Annotated in this window: 12 protein-coding genes and 1 pseudogene; 8 read left to right on the forward strand and 5 right to left on the reverse strand. The window is 67.9% G+C overall.

From position 1 onward, the window contains the following. Positions 1–239: 239 nt before the first annotated feature. Positions 240–1,940 carry an L-lactate permease gene (locus tag AB0G04_RS40700; RefSeq protein ID WP_360994929.1) on the reverse strand — a complete coding sequence of 567 codons (1,701 nt, stop codon included), beginning with the start codon at positions 1,938–1,940 and terminating at the stop codon, positions 240–242. A gap of 289 nt (positions 1,941–2,229) precedes the next feature. Here AB0G04_RS40700 and AB0G04_RS40705 point away from each other — a divergent pair, with 289 nt between their 5' ends. From AB0G04_RS40705 to AB0G04_RS40715, 3 genes are all read left to right on the forward strand, one after another. Continuing rightward, complete coding sequence (locus tag AB0G04_RS40705; RefSeq protein WP_360994932.1) at positions 2,230–2,577, forward strand: site-specific integrase; 348 nt, start codon at positions 2,230–2,232, stop codon at positions 2,575–2,577. 156 nt (positions 2,578–2,733) lie between these two features. Further along, on the forward strand, positions 2,734–3,321 hold the full coding sequence (locus AB0G04_RS40710) for a hypothetical protein (protein WP_360994935.1): 588 nt from the start codon (positions 2,734–2,736) through the stop codon (positions 3,319–3,321). 358 nt (positions 3,322–3,679) lie between these two features. After that, positions 3,680–5,302 carry a S8 family serine peptidase gene (locus AB0G04_RS40715; RefSeq protein ID WP_360994938.1) on the forward strand — a complete coding sequence of 541 codons (1,623 nt, stop codon included), beginning with the start codon at positions 3,680–3,682 and terminating at the stop codon, positions 5,300–5,302. 486 nt (positions 5,303–5,788) lie between these two features. Here AB0G04_RS40715 and AB0G04_RS40720 read toward each other — a convergent pair whose 3' ends face one another. Further along, on the reverse strand, positions 5,789–6,088 hold the full coding sequence (locus AB0G04_RS40720) for a hypothetical protein (protein ID WP_360994941.1): 300 nt from the start codon (positions 6,086–6,088) through the stop codon (positions 5,789–5,791). 389 nt (positions 6,089–6,477) lie between these two features. Continuing rightward, positions 6,478–6,981: a hypothetical protein gene (locus AB0G04_RS40725; RefSeq protein WP_360994944.1), complete on the reverse strand. Its 504-nt coding sequence runs from the start codon at positions 6,979–6,981 to the stop codon at positions 6,478–6,480. A 248-nt stretch (positions 6,982–7,229) separates the two neighbouring features. On the opposite strand from AB0G04_RS40725, the gene AB0G04_RS40730 reads away from it, so the two are divergent. The 3 genes and pseudogenes from AB0G04_RS40730 to AB0G04_RS40740 all read left to right on the forward strand — a co-directional run bounded on the left by AB0G04_RS40730 (position 7,230) and on the right by AB0G04_RS40740 (position 12,414). Further along, entirely contained in the window at positions 7,230–8,786 is a 1,557-nt protein-coding gene (locus tag AB0G04_RS40730) for a methyl-accepting chemotaxis protein (RefSeq protein WP_360994947.1), read from the forward strand. Positions 8,787–10,265: 1,479 nt separating this feature from the next. Beyond that, positions 10,266–10,568, forward strand: a complete 303-nt coding sequence (locus AB0G04_RS40735; RefSeq protein ID WP_360994950.1) for a hypothetical protein — start codon at positions 10,266–10,268, stop codon at positions 10,566–10,568. Positions 10,569–11,122: 554 nt separating this feature from the next. Beyond that, a pseudogene (locus AB0G04_RS40740) lies at positions 11,123–12,414 on the forward strand (IS701 family transposase). 381 nt (positions 12,415–12,795) lie between these two features. Here the strand turns inward: AB0G04_RS40740 and AB0G04_RS40745 are convergent. Continuing rightward, the gene (locus tag AB0G04_RS40745) at positions 12,796–13,362 is read right to left on the reverse strand and encodes a hypothetical protein (RefSeq protein ID WP_360994953.1); all 567 of its coding nucleotides are present in this window, start codon (positions 13,360–13,362) and stop codon (positions 12,796–12,798) included. An 894-nt stretch (positions 13,363–14,256) separates the two neighbouring features. On the opposite strand from AB0G04_RS40745, the gene AB0G04_RS40750 reads away from it, so the two are divergent. Next, positions 14,257–15,168, forward strand: coding sequence for a hypothetical protein (locus tag AB0G04_RS40750; protein WP_360994956.1), 912 nt, complete (start codon positions 14,257–14,259; stop codon positions 15,166–15,168). A 116-nt stretch (positions 15,169–15,284) separates the two neighbouring features. Here AB0G04_RS40750 and AB0G04_RS40755 read toward each other — a convergent pair whose 3' ends face one another. Continuing rightward, on the reverse strand, positions 15,285–16,265 hold the full coding sequence (locus AB0G04_RS40755; protein ID WP_360994959.1) for an ATP-dependent DNA ligase: 981 nt from the start codon (positions 16,263–16,265) through the stop codon (positions 15,285–15,287). A gap of 429 nt (positions 16,266–16,694) precedes the next feature. On the opposite strand from AB0G04_RS40755, the gene AB0G04_RS40760 reads away from it, so the two are divergent. Then, complete coding sequence (locus AB0G04_RS40760) at positions 16,695–17,627, forward strand: hypothetical protein (RefSeq protein WP_360994962.1); 933 nt, start codon at positions 16,695–16,697, stop codon at positions 17,625–17,627. Positions 17,628–17,724 lie beyond the last annotated feature (97 nt).

Below are 17,724 nucleotides of genomic sequence, written 5' to 3' on the forward strand. Positions count from 1 at the left end.
ATCCTTAAACGCCGCCTTTCCGATGCCGTCTACCAAGCCCTCCGCGCCGACGCCAACCAGCCAACGGGTTGACAGAGGAGCAATGCACAGTCCCGCGGGACCCGAGTTGCTGGACACGTTCGAGGTGCGTCGTTGTCGTGATCGGCTGACCGTTAGCCCGAGGCGCTGTTGTGCTGATGAGACTGGTTCCAGCCGAACGGCACAAACCTCCGGCTCGAGAGAATGTGATAGGCGCGCCGTCAGGGCACCATCCAGGTCAACGCCGGGGTGGCCTGCAAGCCGACCAGCAACGCCATCGCGCAGATCAATACCACGCTCCAGCCGAACATGCGGCGGAACAGTTCGCCCTCGCGCCCGTTGAGCCCCACCGAGCTCGCTGCGATCGTCAGGTTCTGCAACGAGATCATCTTTCCGACCACGCCACCGGACGCGTTGGCTGCGGCCAGCAGCACCGGGTCCAGGCCGGCTCGCTGCGCGGCGGTGACCTGGAGCCCGCCAAACAGCGAGTTGGACGAGGTGTCCGAGCCGGTGAGCGCTACACCCAGCCAGCCGAGTACGGGCGAGAGCAAAGCGAACACGCCACCGGCACCGGCCATCCAACTGCCCAAGGTCATGGTCTGCCCGCTACCGTTCATCACGAATGCCAGCGCCAGCAGCCCGCAGACGGTGAGGATCGCCCAGCGCAGCGAGGCCAACGTCTGCCCGTACGCGGCGCACGCGGCCCGCGGCCTGATCCGCAGGATCGCCATCGTGACCAGGCCGGCCAGCAGCAGCAGCGTGCCAGTCGAGGAGAGCCAGTTAAACCGGAAAACTGGCAATGACGACGGCACGCCGGAGCCGGTCAGCAGGTGTAGGCCCGGCCAATTGAAGTTCACGGTGACCGCGTTCAGCATGTCCGCAATCGCAGGCACCTGCGATAGTCCGAAGATTGCCACAATCACCAGATACGGCGCGTATGCCCGCCAGACCTCGATCGAGGGGTCCGGCCGGTTCGCGGCCACCTCGGTGCGGCTCGTGAGGTCCAGCACGCGACTCGCTCCGCCTGCGGGCCCGCCCGCCACGGCCGTCGGTTCGACTCTTGTCGATTCTCCAGCGGCTGCGGCGCCGATGGCCTGATTGCCATCGCGCCGAGGCGGCCACACGCGCGCGGTAACGGCCACGACTACGGCGCCGACCAGCCCGGCGACGATGTCGGCCAGGGCGAACGAGAGGTAGTTCGAGGTGACGAACTGTGCCAGTGCGAAGGACACGCCGCAGGCGGCGGCCACGTGCCACGTCCCGCGCAGACCTCGGCGACCGCCGACCATGCCGACGAGCAGCAGCGGAATGAACAGCGCGATCACCGGTACCTGACGCCCGGCCATCGCGCCTAGGTCTCCCGCCGGCAGGTCGGTGACCCGCGCCAGCGTGGTGATCGGCAGGCCGAGCGGCCCGAACGCGGCCGGCACGGTGTTGGCCACCAGCGCCACAGTGGCCGCCTTCATCGCGCTGAAGCCCAGCGCTACCAGCATCACCGTGGTGATCGCGACCGGGGTTCCCTGACCGGCCAGCCCCTCCAGTAGTGAACCGAAGCAGAATGCGATCACCAGCGCCTGCACATGCTGGTCGTCGCTGACCCGGGCGAACGAACGCCGGAGCACGTCGAAGTGCCCGCTCGTCACGGTCATTCGGTAGATCCAGATGGCGGTGCCGAACGTCCATACGAGCGGGAACAGCGCAAACGTGGCCCCCTGGCTCGCGGTGAGCATTGCCTGTCCGACCGGCATCGAGTACACCGTGATGGATACCAGCAAAGCGACGGCGAGCGCGCCGAGCGCCGCCAGCCACGCCCGTACCCGGGCGACGCCGAGCAGCAGGAACAACGTGACGATCGGCAGCCCGGCGGCGACGGCGCTCAACGCCAGCGAGTCGGCAAGGGGATCCAGTGTCGGTCGGTACACGCCCACCTCCGGGGAGCAGTACGTCGTCTGGCTGATCGCCGTACGAGGTTAAGGCATAACGAGACGTGATGGTGTCACCGTGCCTTCCGGTAACCCATCGAAAGCCGTAGCAGTCGGGCAAGGCCCTTCCCGACAAGATCATCGCTAGCGCTACTTTTCGCAGCCCGCGGGCGCCAGTTCCGGTGTGGGTCATTCCCGAACACCGGCGACAGCCTGACAGCAACCCGACCCAGCCGGATCACCGGCTCAAGAATCACAGTTCCGATGTTCCTCAAGGGCCAAGATCCCCGTGGGTTCAGCTGGCGTTGACGCCGGCCGGTGCCCCCGCCCGGTCACGGCCCGGAACGGGCCGCTGTTCCGGGCCAGCATCAACGGCTCCGGCGGACCGCTGTCCTACGACGCCGCCCAGCACCGCTGCTCCCGCTACTGCGCCACGGACGGGGTCCCCATCGACATCCACCAGCTACGCCACGCCCACGCCACCGAACTGATCAACGCCGGGGTTTCCATCGAAGCCGTCCGCCGCAGGCTCGGGCACGCCTCCACCGAGACCACCCAGCTGTACGCCATGCTCGACGACAAAGTCGCCGACGACGAAATCCGCGCCGCCCGCCGCCGCGCCCGGGCCAAGGGCTAGACAACAGGGCCGCGGGGCGGAACGCCCACGCCGCGCGGCCTGCGGTCGGCGACTCCATCACGACCCGCGATCAAGATCCCCTACCTTGCGGCTCGCCGTAGCTTCGGGAGTCCCGGGCCCTCTTCGGCGTTGCGGCATTATGCATCACCGTTCGCGGTGACCGTGGTGTCGCCACTGCTCTTCGCCTCGGTGCTGGGTGTCGGAGGAGGCTATCTGACATTTATTGCCGCGGCGATTGTCGCCGTCGCGGTCTCCAGCGAGAAGAAGGTACGAACCGCTCTGACCTTGCTCACCGGCATGACAGGTATCGCCGGTGGCGCCCTGATGATCGCCGGCATGCTGCGTTATCCGCTGCTTCCCGGCGAACCGGTCGTGTTCTGGATGATCGCCGGTCGCGGCTGGCTCGGCGGCGTCATCGCCATCGTCTTCGGCGGGGCGGTGTTGGCTCGCGGGGATCGCCTTCTCCGCGCGATGGACGCGATGATGGAGCGGCCGTTCGCATTGATGCGGCTCACAGCCCTGGGCCTGTTTAGCGTTGCCGGTCTGATCAGCGGCCTGCATGACGTCCACTCAGTGCAAGACGCCGCTTACGGGTTGCCGCTGGTCGGCTTTGCAGTGACGACATTCGGCTGGAGCCTCCTCTACGCCTTGCCCCCCGAACGGGTCAGCCGGCTACGTGCGACCTGGCGGGATCTGACCCGGCCCCGGGGCGATGAGGAACCGCATCCGTCGTACGGCAGTTGATATTGCGTCTGCTGCGAGCGGTAGGGCGCCATATCGAGCAACAGGAGCCGCTTGCACCCCGAACCCGCCGCATCGACCCGGTACGCCGTCGGCCCCGACCATAGAAACCGAGACTGCGCACGGCGTCGTGGTGCGTGTCGACGGATACGCCCGGGTAGGAGCTGGTCTATCAAGGCCTTCAGGGAGGACTCGCCGGCGGGCGGTCGCGGTCCCGGCTAGCGCATCCCTACCGCTCGCCGTCCGCGTCGTGCTCCGGACAAGATCCCGCGGAATGCTCAGATCCGGGGCCTGCCCGCCGACGACGAGGCCGAGCGAAACGAGGATCGATGACCTCGTAGCGGTGATCGAAGGAGACCGGATGAGCACCAACGCCCCACGACGCACGATCCTCGACAGGAGATGGCCGACGGCCGTGCTGTCCGCGGCGCTGGCCGCGTCCGCCGGAGCCCTCGCCGCCCCTGCCCTCACCGGCCCCGCATACGCTGCGCCGGTCACGGCCACCTCGACGTTGCCGATCACCGGCTCCTCGAAACCGTCCTGGCTGGTCGACTCCGCGCTGACCACGATGCGCGACGCCACCAGCACCATCGGAACCCCGGCCGTGTGGGCGCGCAAGGACGCCGTCGGCCGCCCGCTGACCGGTCAGGGAGTCGGCGTCGCGCTGATCGACTCCGGTATCGCCCCGGTCAAGGGCCTGGCCCAGCCCGGCAAGGTCATCAACGGCCCGGACCTGTCCTTCGAGTCCCAGGCCCCCAACTTGCGTAACCAGGACACCTTCGGACACGGCACCCACCTGGCCGGCATCATCGCCGGCCGCGATCCCGAGGTCCTTCGCGGAACCGAGAACGACCCCCGCTACTTCGTCGGCGTGGCACCCGACGCCCACCTGGTCAGCCTCCGGGTGGCCGCCGCCAACGGAGCGGTCGACGTCTCCCAGGTCATCGCCGCCATCGAGTGGGCCATCACCCACCGCAACGACCCCGGCGTGAACATCCGGGTACTCAACCTGTCATTCGGCACCGACTCCCTGCAGGACCCGATGCTCGACCCACTGTCGTACGCGGTAGAGGCCGCCTGGCGTGCCGGCATCGTCGTCGTCGTCTCGGTCGGCAACGACGGGCCCATCACGACCCGCGTCGGCAACCCGGCACTCAACCCGTACGTCATCGCGGTCGGCGGCTCGGACACCGCCGGCACCGTCACCCCTATCGATGACACCATCGGCGCGTTCAGCACCAGAGGCAACATCCTGCGCCACGCCGACCTCGTCGCGCCCGGCCGCTCGATCGTGTCGCTGCGCGACCCCGGCTCGTTCATCGACGCCAACCACCCCGGCGGTCTGGTCACCGACCGCTACTTCAAGGGCAGCGGCACCTCTCAGGCCGCCGCGGTGGTGTCCGGCGCCGCCGCGCTCCTGCTGCAGCAGCGCCCGAACCTCACACCCGACCAGGTGAAGAAGATACTGACCAGCACAGCCGTACCGATGAAGGACATCGACGGCATCGCTCAGGGCTCCGGCCAGCTCAACATGCAGGCAGCCATCGCCGCCCCCACCCCGCTGGCCATGCAGCTGCACCCCCGCGCCCTCGGCCTCGGGACCCTCGAAGGAGCTCGCGGCACCGCACACGTCGCCGACCCCGACAACGGCGTTGAGCTGACCGGCGAGCGAGACATCATGAACCAGCCCTGGCGACCCTTGACCTGGACCGTGACAGCCGCGGCCGGCCGCTCCTGGAACGGCGGCACCTACAACGGCGCCGTCTGGACCGGATCGGCCTGGAACGGTACCTCCTGGACCTCGAAAACCTGGAGCACCACCCCATGGACGGCACGAAGCTGGTCCGGCCTCAGCTGGACCGCCCGATCCTGGAGCTCCGCCGGATGGACCGCCACCGGCTGGTCCGCTCGTTCCTGGTCGGCCCGCTCCTGGTCGGCCCGCAGCTGGAGCGGCAGCTACTGGGCCTCCCGGACCTGGTCCTGACACACAAGTAAGCCCCATGATGAGCTGCGAGACCCCCTGAGCAGTGGGGGTCTCGCCGCTCACAGTAAGACTGGCACGACCGAGTAGACCCAGATGATGTCCGTCGGCACCGCGGTCTGGGTGAGGCTCGTCGTCGTCAGGGTCGTGGCCGCGCCCGGTGCCCGGGTTGCGGGCCGGCAGTTTGCCGCGGCTGCCGTCGGCGAACCTGCTCTCCTCGGTGATCGCGGTCCGGCAAGGCACGGCCCGGGCACCGGGCCTGGTTCCTCACCGGCGCCGGCTACGCCGCGGCGGAGGCCTCCGGCGAGGTCGAGATCCGCGCGTACCGGATGACGCCGGAGCCCGGTTCCCCTAGGCCTGGGGTGACGTCTGACCCGTCACCGTGTGGCGAGGCGTGGGCGAACCGGCACGTACAGAACGGCCCTGGCGGCAAGGCTCATGTCGGGGGACCAGCCTGGCCCGCCAGGGCCGTTCGTGTGTGCGTGTGGGTCAGTGGGTGCGGGGGTCGTGGTCGTTGCTGCGGCTGCCGGCCTTGGCCAGGCCCCGGCTGATCATGTAGCCGATGGTGAGCAGGGTGATGTACCACCAGGCCTTGTCGGCGGCGAAGTAGTCGCTGCCGTTGTTGGCGGCGCCGTCGCCGACCATGTTGGAGGCGATCAGCACGCCGATGACGGCGAGCACGTAGACGATCAGCTCAGTGGTCTTGAACGAGGGCTTGGTCTCCTCGCCCCGCGAACGGGTGTGCGCCACGTGGGTGGTCTCGTGGTTGCCGTGAGTGGACGTAGCCATCTGGTCAGCTCCTGAAAGTCATCATCGATGTTCGGGGACGTCGTCGTTGACGCCGGGCTTGAGCTACCCGCCTCCCCGAAATCTCACACCGGCCGATCCGTCACTCGTACGGATCGGCCCTCACGTGCCACCTGTGAGGCCCGCACCGGGATCTTCGACCCCACAGCCTCGCGGCCGCCGACCGAGGATGACGAACTCTCGGATCAGGGCGGCAAGAAGCGTCGCCCGGCGACGGTTCCGTCGGCACAGCGGGTAGGCAACACCCGGGCCGAGAATCCCGTCGTTCCAATTCCTTGAAGCCGGAACGTTCCAGATTCCGGAAGTGGAACGCCCGGGCATCGGTCATGCATACAAAGGGTTGGCCGATGGGGTTGGTTCGGTCAAGTGCCCTACAGGTTCACCATGCCGGGCGGTGGGTCGATGACGACCACCCGATCGGTCTCGGGGAGGAAGCCGAGGACCGGGTGCTCGGCTGGTTTGCCCATCTCGCTGGCCATCAACACCGGCTTGCCGAGGTGCCGCCCGACTTCCCGGAGAAACCCGCAGAACTCGTCGAGTCGCTCCTGGTCTTGTATCTCGCGCAGGCTGAGATCGAAGTCGATCTCTTTGGCTGCACCGAACCGGAAGATCATCAGCATGTCGGGGGACGGCCATACCCGCAGAGCCGGGCACTCGGAGTCGGGTTTCCGGGCCAGAATCGCTGCCGCGGTCGGCAACGGCAGGACCCTCTCACCTTCGGAGTACTCGAACCGCCAGCCGCGCGCGACGACGAGATCGAGGAGAGCCTGCCAATCCGCCATCGAGGTATCCGGAACGCAGGCATCGGGAAGTGATCCCATCAGATCCGGATCAAAGAGCTCCCGAACGTCGTCCCAGAGCAGGTCAGCAGCCACGCGGTCATCATGCCGAACGCGTGCCACCGACGGCCTCGAGATTTAGCCGCGGTCCGCGTGCCGCGGCGGAGCTTGGCCACTCGATGTAGAGGATCGGCGGTTTCTGGTGGTGTTCCACTTTCCTGGAAGTGAAACAGGGCGGGGTGTATCTCCCGCCTGGGGAATGCCGGTTGCACTGCTGCTCACGGATCTTGGATTCGTGACGAATGGGGGGGGGGTAGGCAGTACTGCGGCGATAGGCGGCTGGTATGCATCTGCAGGACATAGGGGTGGGCAAACGGCTGTCGCTGATTGTCGGGGCGGGTGCGGTCATGCTCGCCGCGGTGGTGATGATGGCTTTGTTCACCCAGGGGGCCCTCGAGACGGGGACGAACGGGTTGGCGGCGCTGGAGCGCAGCAAGGCGGCGCTCAACCACCTGGACACCCGGCAGGCGGAGTTGAAAGCAGATGCGTACCGGGCCGCGCTGGGCCAGGACGTGACCGCTGATGTACCCGACGACGTAGCCTCGGCGGCCGAGGCGGTCGCTGCGGTGGACGCCGCGGGGATGCCGGCCGACCTGCAGGCGGCATTCGATCAGATCCGCGACGATGTGGAGGGGTTCAGTACGTTCGTCACCGAGTTCACCGGGGCCGCTGGCGGCAATCCGAAGGCGGTGGCGGGGCGTCTCGGCGAGGTCGCCGATCGTAACGGGGCAGTGGACGATCATCTGGAAGGCTTGCACGAGCAGCTGGATGAGGCGTTGGTTCAGGCCCGGGCGGACCTGGCGTCCACGCAGAGCCGTGGGCGTCTGGTGTCGGTCCTCGTCGGCTTGATGGGCCTGGCGGTTCTGTTGGCGCTGTCGGTGCCGATGGTGCGCTCGATCCTGCGACCGGTGCGCGAGGTGGGCCGGGTCGCTGCGGCCCTGGCCGGTGGAGACTTGACTCAGCGCACCGGGATAAACAGCCGCGACGAACTCGGCCGGATGGCGACCGGGATCGACAGCGCCCTGGACACGATCCGTGGCTCGGTGCAAGGTATGGCGGGCGTTGCGATGACGCTGTCCGCCGCGGCGCAGCAACTGTCGACGGTCAGTAGCCTGTTGCAGGCCGGCGCGTCGGATACGGCGTCGCGGGCCACCACGGCAACGCAGGCGTCAATGGAAGTCAACGCCGGGGTGCAGTCGATCGCCGCCGGCGCGGAGCAGATGAGCGCGGCGATCAGCGAGATCGCCTCCAACGCCGCGCAGGCGGCCCAGGTGGCCAATCAAGGTCTGACCGTCGCGGAGCAGACCACCCAGCAGGTCGCCGAGCTGGGCGCCGCCAGTGCCGAGATCGGTGACGTGGTCAGACTGATCACCACCATTGCGGAACAGACGAACCTGCTGGCGTTGAATGCCACCATCGAGGCGGCCCGTGCGGGTGAGCTCGGTAAGGGTTTCGCCGTCGTGGCCGGCGAGGTCAAGGAACTCGCGCAGCAGACCGCCCGGGCGACTGAGGAGATCACCGCCCGAATATCGGCGATCCAGGCATCGAGTGGCTCCGCGGGCGCCGCCATCGGCGAGATAACCCATGTCATCCAGCAGATCGGCGACTACACCACCACCATCGCCTCGGCAGTCGAGGAGCAAACCGCCACCACCGGCGAGATGAGCCGATCCGTGGCCGATGTCGCGGCCAACAGTGGCGACGTGGCCAGCACCATTTCGTCCGTGGCGGAGGTCGCCACCACTACCGCGGACGGCGCCCGGACCACCCAGCAGGCAGCGGCCGACCTGACCCGGCTGGCCGGCGAACTCACCACGATCGTGGGTAGCTTCCGCCACTGACCGCCAAGCCGCCCTGACCGGCCCGCGGATGTGGCATGACGAGAAGGATTGCGCTGGTGCCAGCGAACGACGAGTCCACCGAAGAGAATCAGACCCGCCAGACGATCGCGACGTTGCTGCTCGACGGCGCGGTGAACGTCTCCTACGCCTTGGAGCAGCTGGACAAATTCGCTCGCCGGAACGCTCACGACGATCCCACCGCCCTGGCGCGGTTGACCGACGCCATCACGATCATGAACAACGCGCGGAGCACGCTCATCCACCAAGCTGACCGGCTCAGCGGGGCCCTCCGGGGAACTGGAACAGCTGAAGCGGTACCGGCAGGTGAGGCATCAGGCTGCAAGGTGCGGTCATGGTCAGCCCGCCGCAGTTCGACGCCTCACCGGCGGATCAACCGGAGGTCCTCCCTCGGTCACTTGACGCCCGTCTCGGGCATCCAGGTACTCCTTGAGCATGTCGCCCCCGGTTTGGATCATGCTTTTGACCCGCCACTAACCTCTCCTGCTCCGCGTGGGTCCGGCAGGGACTGGCCCGGGCGCGGGAGCTGCAGCGGCAACTACCCGACGTGGCCGTCCGCTACTTTCACGCCGCCGATGAACCACCCCTCCGCAGCATCTGACCGCGCCTCGGCGCGGCAGCCCCCCGCCCCCGCTGCGCTTCGAAGCGCCGCTCTTGCCGCGATCCGCCTGGTGCTGACGTCCCCCTTCGTCACTGTCCGTAGAGCGGTGGAGTGGTTGGATGCGGTCGTTCCACTTCCATGACTGTGGAACGGGCCGGTGGACGCCGACCGAGACCGACAGCAGGGCGCGGGCGGCTGGCCCGGACGTCGGGAGCCGGGCGCTACGGCTGGTATTGCTCTACCCGTACGTACGTGAGCCAGCGACCACTGGACCGCTGTGACGCATTGTCACCGGCGCCTAACATCCGGATCTGGCGAAGAGCGGATGCTTGACAACATCTGAGTGGAGTTAATCTGAGCCCTGTCGGGACGCCTCAGCATTCTCGGCGACAACACGTTCGCACATGGCTTCGACGCTGCGCCGGCCTTCGTCTTCTTCCCAGATACAGGCTGGACAAATGCTGAGGTTCTGGTCTCGAGTTGTTGGATGAAGACGGAGGTCGTGGCCGCAGTCGGGGCACGGGGTCCCGGAGTAGGTCATAACGCGGTCCGCGGCGTGGCCGTGGGCGACGGACGGCCGCCGTTCGATCCGGCGGGGAAGGGCACAACCGGCTGGAGTGCGGACCGCGCCGAGGAGCCCCATGTTCGGAGACGGAGGTTCACACCATCAGTATCAACAAGCGCGCCACACAGCTCCCAGCGCTCGTGTCTGCCCCATGGAGCACTCCGTCGAGATCGAGTGCCATGTCGACGGCCTCGCCGGTGTTGGGCACAGGTCGGCCCTACGACCCAGGCAGAGCGTTCAATCAGTCGGTACCGGTGACTGCCTTACTCGATGCCGGTCCTGCGTCAGGTTGGAGATGTTGCGTGTTGCCGCCTGTCATCTCGGCAAACGCGGCAACGAGGTCGACTCCGTAGCGATCGGCCAGCACAAGAACCGACCGAAGGCAGTCAGCCAACTCATGGCCGAGCCGATCCTCGGCATTCGGGATGACCCGGCGGCCGTCGACTGCCATGACCAGCCTTGCGCGGTCACCGACATCGCCGACGAAACCCAATGCCAGATCACTCGTGCTCCGCCGGACGGCCGGCCGCAAGGTGAGACCGGTCGTACATTCGGGCAATCTCCACCGCGCGCGCCTGCAGCTCTCAAATGTCCATGACCGAACTCTAAGTGGGGAATCACCCTGTCGATCACGCGTCAGACTTGATCTCAGGCCCGAATAAGCGTCCCTCTGCGCATAGCTCGCTCTGCTGCTCACCGACGCCCGCTACCACCAGCCAGCCGTGACCTCACCACCCACCGGCACCACCCACGGCCGTCGAGCAGCGGCACCGTCGGCGCCCGCCACGGGCGACGCCGGCAAGGCCCGCCGGCGACGCCCTGGCCGGCGACGCCCTGGCCGGCGCCGACCCGGGGCGGGCCGCCAGGCCCGACCATCGGGCAACGCCCGATCGGGCGGCACCGCCGCCACCGGCCGAAGGCCGGTCCTCTCCCTCAGGCGCTACCACCCCCTGAACTGGGCGGTAACACGCCCGCAGTCCACCGCTACTCCTGAACACGGCGCTAGTACGGCAGCCGCCGTTCGTGAGGTGACCTCGGATCCCGCGGGAACGAGGACGGCCACCGCATGATCGTCTGTGCGTTGTGGACACAACATCAGACCTTGCGGTGGCCGAGAGCCACAGCGTAGAGCCTGCCCGGTGGCAACGAAGTATCGACCTGGTGACTGGCTCGTTCGCGGGTCGGTTCAGCCGGGTTGAGCCCCGCCGTGCCGCTGCGGGTTTCGTCATCGGGCTACTCGCTGACCTGCCGATCAAGACTTGCTGGCAGGTGGCGGAGCAGGCCGGCCATGCCCGGCCGGATGCGATGCAAAGACTGCTCTACCGGGCGAAATGGGATGCCGACGCGGTGCGTGACGACGTTCGGCAGGTCGTCGTGGACCGGTTCGGTGACCCCGACGGTGTCCTCGTGGTCGACGAGACCGGCGACCTGAAGAAAGGTGTGCACACCGTCGGTGTCCAGCGTCAATACACCGGCACGGCCGGGCGGATCGAGAACGCCCAGGTCGGGGTATTCCTGGCCTACGCGAGCCGGCACGGCCACACCCTGATCGACCGGCGGGTCTACCTGCCGAGGTCCTGGACCGAGGATGGCCAGCGGTGTGAGCAGGCCGGCGTCCCGGACGACGTCGCGTTCGCCACTCGGTCCGAGCTGGCCGCCGACATGATCACCGCCGTCGTTGCGGCTCTGGTCCCGGCCCGGTGGGTCGCCGCGGACGAGGCTTACGGCAACAACACCCGGCTGAGGGGTGAGCTGCGCAAACACCGCCTCGGCTACGTCCTGGCAGTCTCCTGCGATCACCTCGTGCCGATCGACAGCGGCAAGACCCGCTGCCGCGCCGACCGGCTGGCCGCCGACCTGCCACGGCGTGGACCCGGCGCAGCGCCGGTGACGGGTCGAAAGGGCCCCGGTTCTACGACTGGGCCTGGCTGGCCGATGTCGGCGCCGACGGTGACCCGGCCGACGACGGCCGGCACAGTCTGCTGATCCGCCGCAACAACACCACCGGTGAGCTGGCCTTCTACCGATGCTGGGCACCCGGCCCGACGACCCTTGCTCAACTCGTGCGGGTAGCGGGAGTTCGTTGGATCGTGGAGGAATCGTTCCAGGCCGCAAAGGGCCAGGTCGGGCTCGACCAGCACCAAGTCCGCCGCTGGACGTCCTGGCACCGGTTCATCACCCTCGCCCTGGCCGCTCTCGCTGTCCTCGCGATCTGCGCCGCCGACGCCCGAACGGCAGACCACCACGCTCAGCCGGACATGATCGACAACGAAATCCGCCGTCTGATCAACGTCCTGCTGATCCGCCCGACCCGCAGCATCGCCCACCGTCTGCGCTGGTCAAGCTGGCGACGCCGACACCAGGCACGAGCCAGACGAGCCCACCACGCCCGCCGTCTCAACCTCGAATCCAGCCATGATCACGAATGGCGGCTGCCGTACTAGACAGGTCGAGGTCAGTGGAGTGGGCCGGGGGTGGGCCGGGGCTCACCATGAGGGGCATGGGTGCACAGCAGCCGAGCCGGTGGTCTGGCCTGACGCGTGCGGAACGGCAGCGTCGGCAGCAGCCGAGTCGATCTGATCGCGCGCGTTCGGCCCGCCGGAGCAGCGACCAGCCCTGGGCTCCGGTTCCGCCGCCAGAGCCCATCAACCGGTCGCTCGACAGAAGTCGCGTGTCCACCAAGAGTGGGCCAGAGCCGGTTGGTGTCAGTGCTCCTCGTGCCGGTCTGAGGTGTCGGGGTGGACGGGTAGCCGTCGCCGACGTGACCGGCTCCTGGAAGGACAAACCGGGCGCACTGCCGTTCCTGAACGTGATCCCGCCGCGCATCAGACGTCGTTGATCTCGATGGTGTAGTCGTTACCGCAGAGGAGGGAGAAGTTCCAGAGGTTGGACCACAGATATTCGTCGGTTTCCTTGTCCTGGACCCAGATGCCGAGGGTGACGTAGTCGTCATATAAGTCATAGTCGTCGCTATCGACTACTAGGTTCAGGTTGTTCTCCAACGCCGGGTAGACGTAGTCCCCGTGAATATTGCGGGCGTTGGTCAGAGCATTGGAGAAATAGAACGACCCGGCCTTCAGCCCCTCGTAATCGCCGTAGTCGCTGACCTCCGCGCGGCCGAGCCGGACGAACACCCGGTAGTCACCGCTGTATTTCGCGGTGAAGTAGGCCTGGCCCTTCCGGCACCGTGCGGTGTAGTTGCCGTTGAACTCAGTGAACTTCTTGTAGGTCACCTCGCCCCAGGCCGTCGACATGGTGACCGCGACCCGCTCGCCAGCCGGGTCACTCACTGCTGCTGCCGGCGTCTGTCCCGCTGCCAGAAGCCCCAGGCCGACCAGGGCGCCGGTGACGGCCGCCCGGCCTCGCCCGCGTTTCATCATCGATGATGGCATTGTTCTCCCCCCATTGGACTGTCCTCGAGTGCTACGACTCCAGGCACGATTAGACCAACCTTTTCGTAACTTGCGAGAACTATTTGCCACCTTAAGAACCGCGGTACTTGAGTCTGGCGAAAGCGCCTATTCGTCGTCGGACATTTATCCGGCGCACCCGCGTTCAGCTAGCTGGCGCTCAACACCTTTGTCCGAGAAGTTCTGCCCTGTTCCTGGACATCTTTGCACCAAGGACACGCGGCGCCGTTGTCCGACGCCGCGGCCGGTCCCGCCCTGACGACCGCTCCGACGGTGACGCCTTATCCGAGTGCCAGTAGCCGAGGCATCCTGTTTATGGTCGGTCCCCCTCAGTGACGACGTTCTCGCTCTGAAAAGCGCAGCACACAAGCAATAGGTGAGGACCCGGAATCGACGAATTGTGGCCGTTCGGCTCATCTATGGTCTCTGTCCGGCCCGAATAGTCGGCTGTCGCCGGATGCTCGGGCGGTAGCCCTCGACCTTTCATCTTCTGAGGTTCCCCTTGCATCAGCACCGACATCAACCGGCTCTGGCCACTCTTGGTGGACACGCGACTTCGGGTGGCCTTCGCCCGCGGCTCGAGAACCTCGTGGGGCTGTCAGCAGGGGAAGAGCTACTGCTGGGGCCGTCCCGCTCCGCGTGCTCGACAACGCTCCAGGGCGGCTCCACCAAAATCGACCAGAGCCCATCAACCTGTCGCTCAACAACGACGAGCTCAAGATCACCATAAGCTCACCGGCCGCACAAGCCCTACAAGCAGCCGCTATGCTGCCGATTGGAACGTACGTTCTATAGGTTCGGCTCGCGAATCCGGACTCCTCAGCCAGCCCGCCGCTCTTCCCCGCGCGGTGCACGACACGGGGAAGAGGTGCGCCCATGGCCGCCGCATGGACCGGTTCCCAGCCGATCACCAGCCCCGGTGACGCACTCGCCGCGCTGCGACGGGTCACCGCGGGCAAAGCGCCGACCACCACCGGATCGCTCGCCTACGCGGTTCGGCCGGCCACCGATGGTGACCTCGGCACCCCGGACACGACCCGGCTGCTACCTGCCCCGCCGGGAGTTCAGTCGCTGCTGCCGTGGGCTGGCCTGCGCCGCGGCGCCACGGTCGCCGTCGCCGGATCCACCTCGGTCCTGCTGCTGCTCCTTGCCGCCGGCATGCGTGACGGCGCGTGGGCATGTGTCGCGGGCCTGCCCGCGCTCGGCGCGCTCGCCGCGGACGAGGCCGGCATCCCACTGGACCGCCTCGGCCTGGTCCCCGAACCGGGCCCGGACTGGCCGAGCATCGTCGCCGCGCTGATCGACGGCGTCGACCTGGTCGCCATCCAGGCGCCGGGCCCGGTGACCAGCACGATCGCCGGGCGCCTCGCCGCCCGAGCCCGCCAGCGCGGAACGGTGCTGCTGCCGATCCTCGGACCGGACGACACGTGGCCCGGCGCCGATGTCACCCTGCGACGCACCAGCTCGCAGTGGGCCGGGCTCGGCCACGGCCGGGGACGGCTACGGCGCCAGGTCATGACCCTGCAGTCCGACGGCCGCGGCCGCTCCGCACGGCCACGAAACACCACGATCACCTGGCCCGCCGTCCCGGACCTCCCGGCCACGATCCCACCGCCGGCCGCCCCGCGCACCAAGACCACCCCACGCCTGGCAGCAGACCCGTGGGCCAACCTGCAGCCGTCCCCACCGCCGGCCGACCTGTGGGCCGCCGCGAAACACCAGCCTGCGGCCCACAGCTGTAAAGCCTCCACCGCCGGTACGACGGAAAGCGTTACGAACCGGATGTGACGTTTCCTTCCGATCGAGAGACGCCCTCCTCCGGCTCAACCGGCTCGACCGTCCTGACGTCTCGGGGCGTCACGAGTCCAGTGGACGGCGCGCAGGCATTTCGTAGGCCTGGGCGTTCAGTGGTTGCTGGGATGTACACCTCGGGTCGACGTCGGTACGTCGGCAGGTGTGAGATCGCTGCGGAGCCGCTCGAAGCGGACCGGATGCCGCCAGCGGCCGTACTCCCACGCTTCGTCGACCGAGACGTCGACCACCTGTACCGGCTCGACGGGTAGATAGCCCTGCGGTTCCCGGTCGCCGAAGCGGCCCGTCCAGGCGGCGGGCAACGGATTGCGCCACGGGTGAGCGATGGCCGGTGTGAGAGCACCGGCGACCTCGGCGCGCTGAGCGGCCGACAGCGGGACGGTACGTCCGACGTAGTGCAGAACCTGGCGATCGGTGTACCTGCCGAGCAGCAGCACCACCGGGTTGGCGATGGTCCCGAGCACGCCGCCGATGAGAGCCTTCGTGACCGTCTTTCGCTTCCACTTCCACCAGCCCGGCAGCCCCCCGCCGTATCTGCTGGTCAGGTCCTTGATGACCAGACCTTCGCAACCGGCCGCGTGGTACGTGTCGAACCACTCGCGGGCCTCGTCGGGGTCCCGGGTCGCCGGGCACAGCGTCAGACCGGGCGGACTGTCGGCGAGCAGTTCCTCCAGCAGGAGCCGACGCTCGAGCAGGGGCCGGTCGAGCAGCTCGTGGCCGTCGAATTCGAGCAGGTCGAAGACAACGTAGGAGGCGGGGCGCGCGTGTGCTTCGGCGTGGATGCCACGGCCGGCGGTCACCCGGGCCTGCAGCGCCGGGAACGAGGTGCGGCCCGCCTCGGGGTCCCAGATGATGAGCTCACCGTCTAGGACGCCGTCCGGCAGGAGTGCAGCGTCCAGGTTCGCCACCACGTCCGGGTACAGGTGCGTCAGGTCCTTCAGGTGCCGCGACTGCAGAAAGATCCGGCTGCCGCGGACGAACGCTAGGCACCGCCAGCCGTCGTGCTTGCACTCGAACTGCTGAGTGCCCTTCGCGCGGGTGTCGAGCAGGTCGCGCACGGGCACCGCGCGCATGGGTTCAACAGGTGGTGTGAGCAGCAGCTTCCCCGTCCAGGAGCATTCGCCTGGACGGTAAGCGAGAGGCTCAGCCAGTCGCAGTCAAACGGGCAGACCGGAACCCGTCGAGGTATGGCGCCACGGCACCCGGGCCCGCGGTTCGTCCCTGGTCTGTTGCGACCCGCGTCACGACGGCCTCGAGCGGTTAGCCGCCGGTGCGGCGCCTGTCCCGTGGCCGTACCCGCTGACCTCTCGCAACAACCTCGAAGCAGCTCGCGGCGAGCCAAGGGCGTCTTGGGGCGCCCGTCGGTCTCACCGCCATACCCGGCGCCTTGACACTCAGGCCCCCGCATCTGCCAGCCGCTCCGACACGCTCACCGCAGGACCACTTCCCCGGCATAATCCCGAAATGGATCTTTTGTGATTGAGGAGCACAGGATGAAACACATGATCACCGCCCTTACCGGGCTCCTTGCGGCGGTGGTGTCGGTCGCCGGGCCGGCCGTTCCGGCCCGGGCGGACCCCGCCGCCGCCGCGGTCGTCGAGACGTGGGCAGCCGGCCTGGACGCCGCCGACTGGCTGATCATCAGCGCCACCCAGCCCAACGGCGTCGCCATGTACGCCAGCGGAACGCTCACCGCGCAACCCGATGGCAACCTCACCACCGGGGAGGTGGACGTCCTTTTCAGCGACCGGATCAGACGCCGCAGCGACCTGGCCGGCCAGCCGTTCGACATCTTCCAGGCGGATCGGTCCACGTTCACGATCACCCGCTCCGGTGAAGTGATCGAACGGAGCACCACCTGGGGCTTCACCCAGACGATCGGTCTGGCCTCGATCGGCGGCCAGATGCTCGGCGGCCGAGGGGGCTCGATCGGCAACACCGGCGTCGCTTCCTATTGGCTCCTGGGCGTGGCCTCCCGGCCGGCTCCGGCGACGGAACCCGACCTGGCCGTCGGTTCCCTCATCGGCGGCTGGGGCGGCAGGTCGTTCGTCCTGACCGCGACGCAGGGTGCCCAACCCCGCGGACAGGTGCCCGTCATGGCGTTCGCGAGCGGGACGTGGACTCCCGGCGCGAACGGCACCTTGCGAGCCTGGGTGCGGCTGCTCGTCAGCAACCGGTACGACTATCCCGACGACGGGAACTCGCCGGTCCGAGGTCAGCCGTTCCCAGTCGATCAGGCCTACTCGGGGTGGATCACGCTGACCGCGGACGGGATCCTGACCGTGCCGCACCTCAACTCCCCGGAGCCGGCGACCCACTCCACTGATCTCGAAGTGGTGGGGAATGTGGTGAGCGGCTGGGGCCCCTCCTTGCACGGGTTCGGTGACATCCCGGCCCGCTGGGTGGTGGCCACCGACACGCGCAACGGCCGGTAATCCGCCGGCTCCCGGCCCGGCGGGTGCCGGCCGACCGAACGGCCGACACTCGCTGTAGTCCCGATATGCCAGTCGGGGCCGGGCTCGGTGATCCGGA

It is taken from the genome of Actinoplanes sp. NPDC023801 (assembly GCF_040639655.1).
Taxonomy (GTDB): domain Bacteria; phylum Actinomycetota; class Actinomycetes; order Mycobacteriales; family Micromonosporaceae; genus Actinoplanes.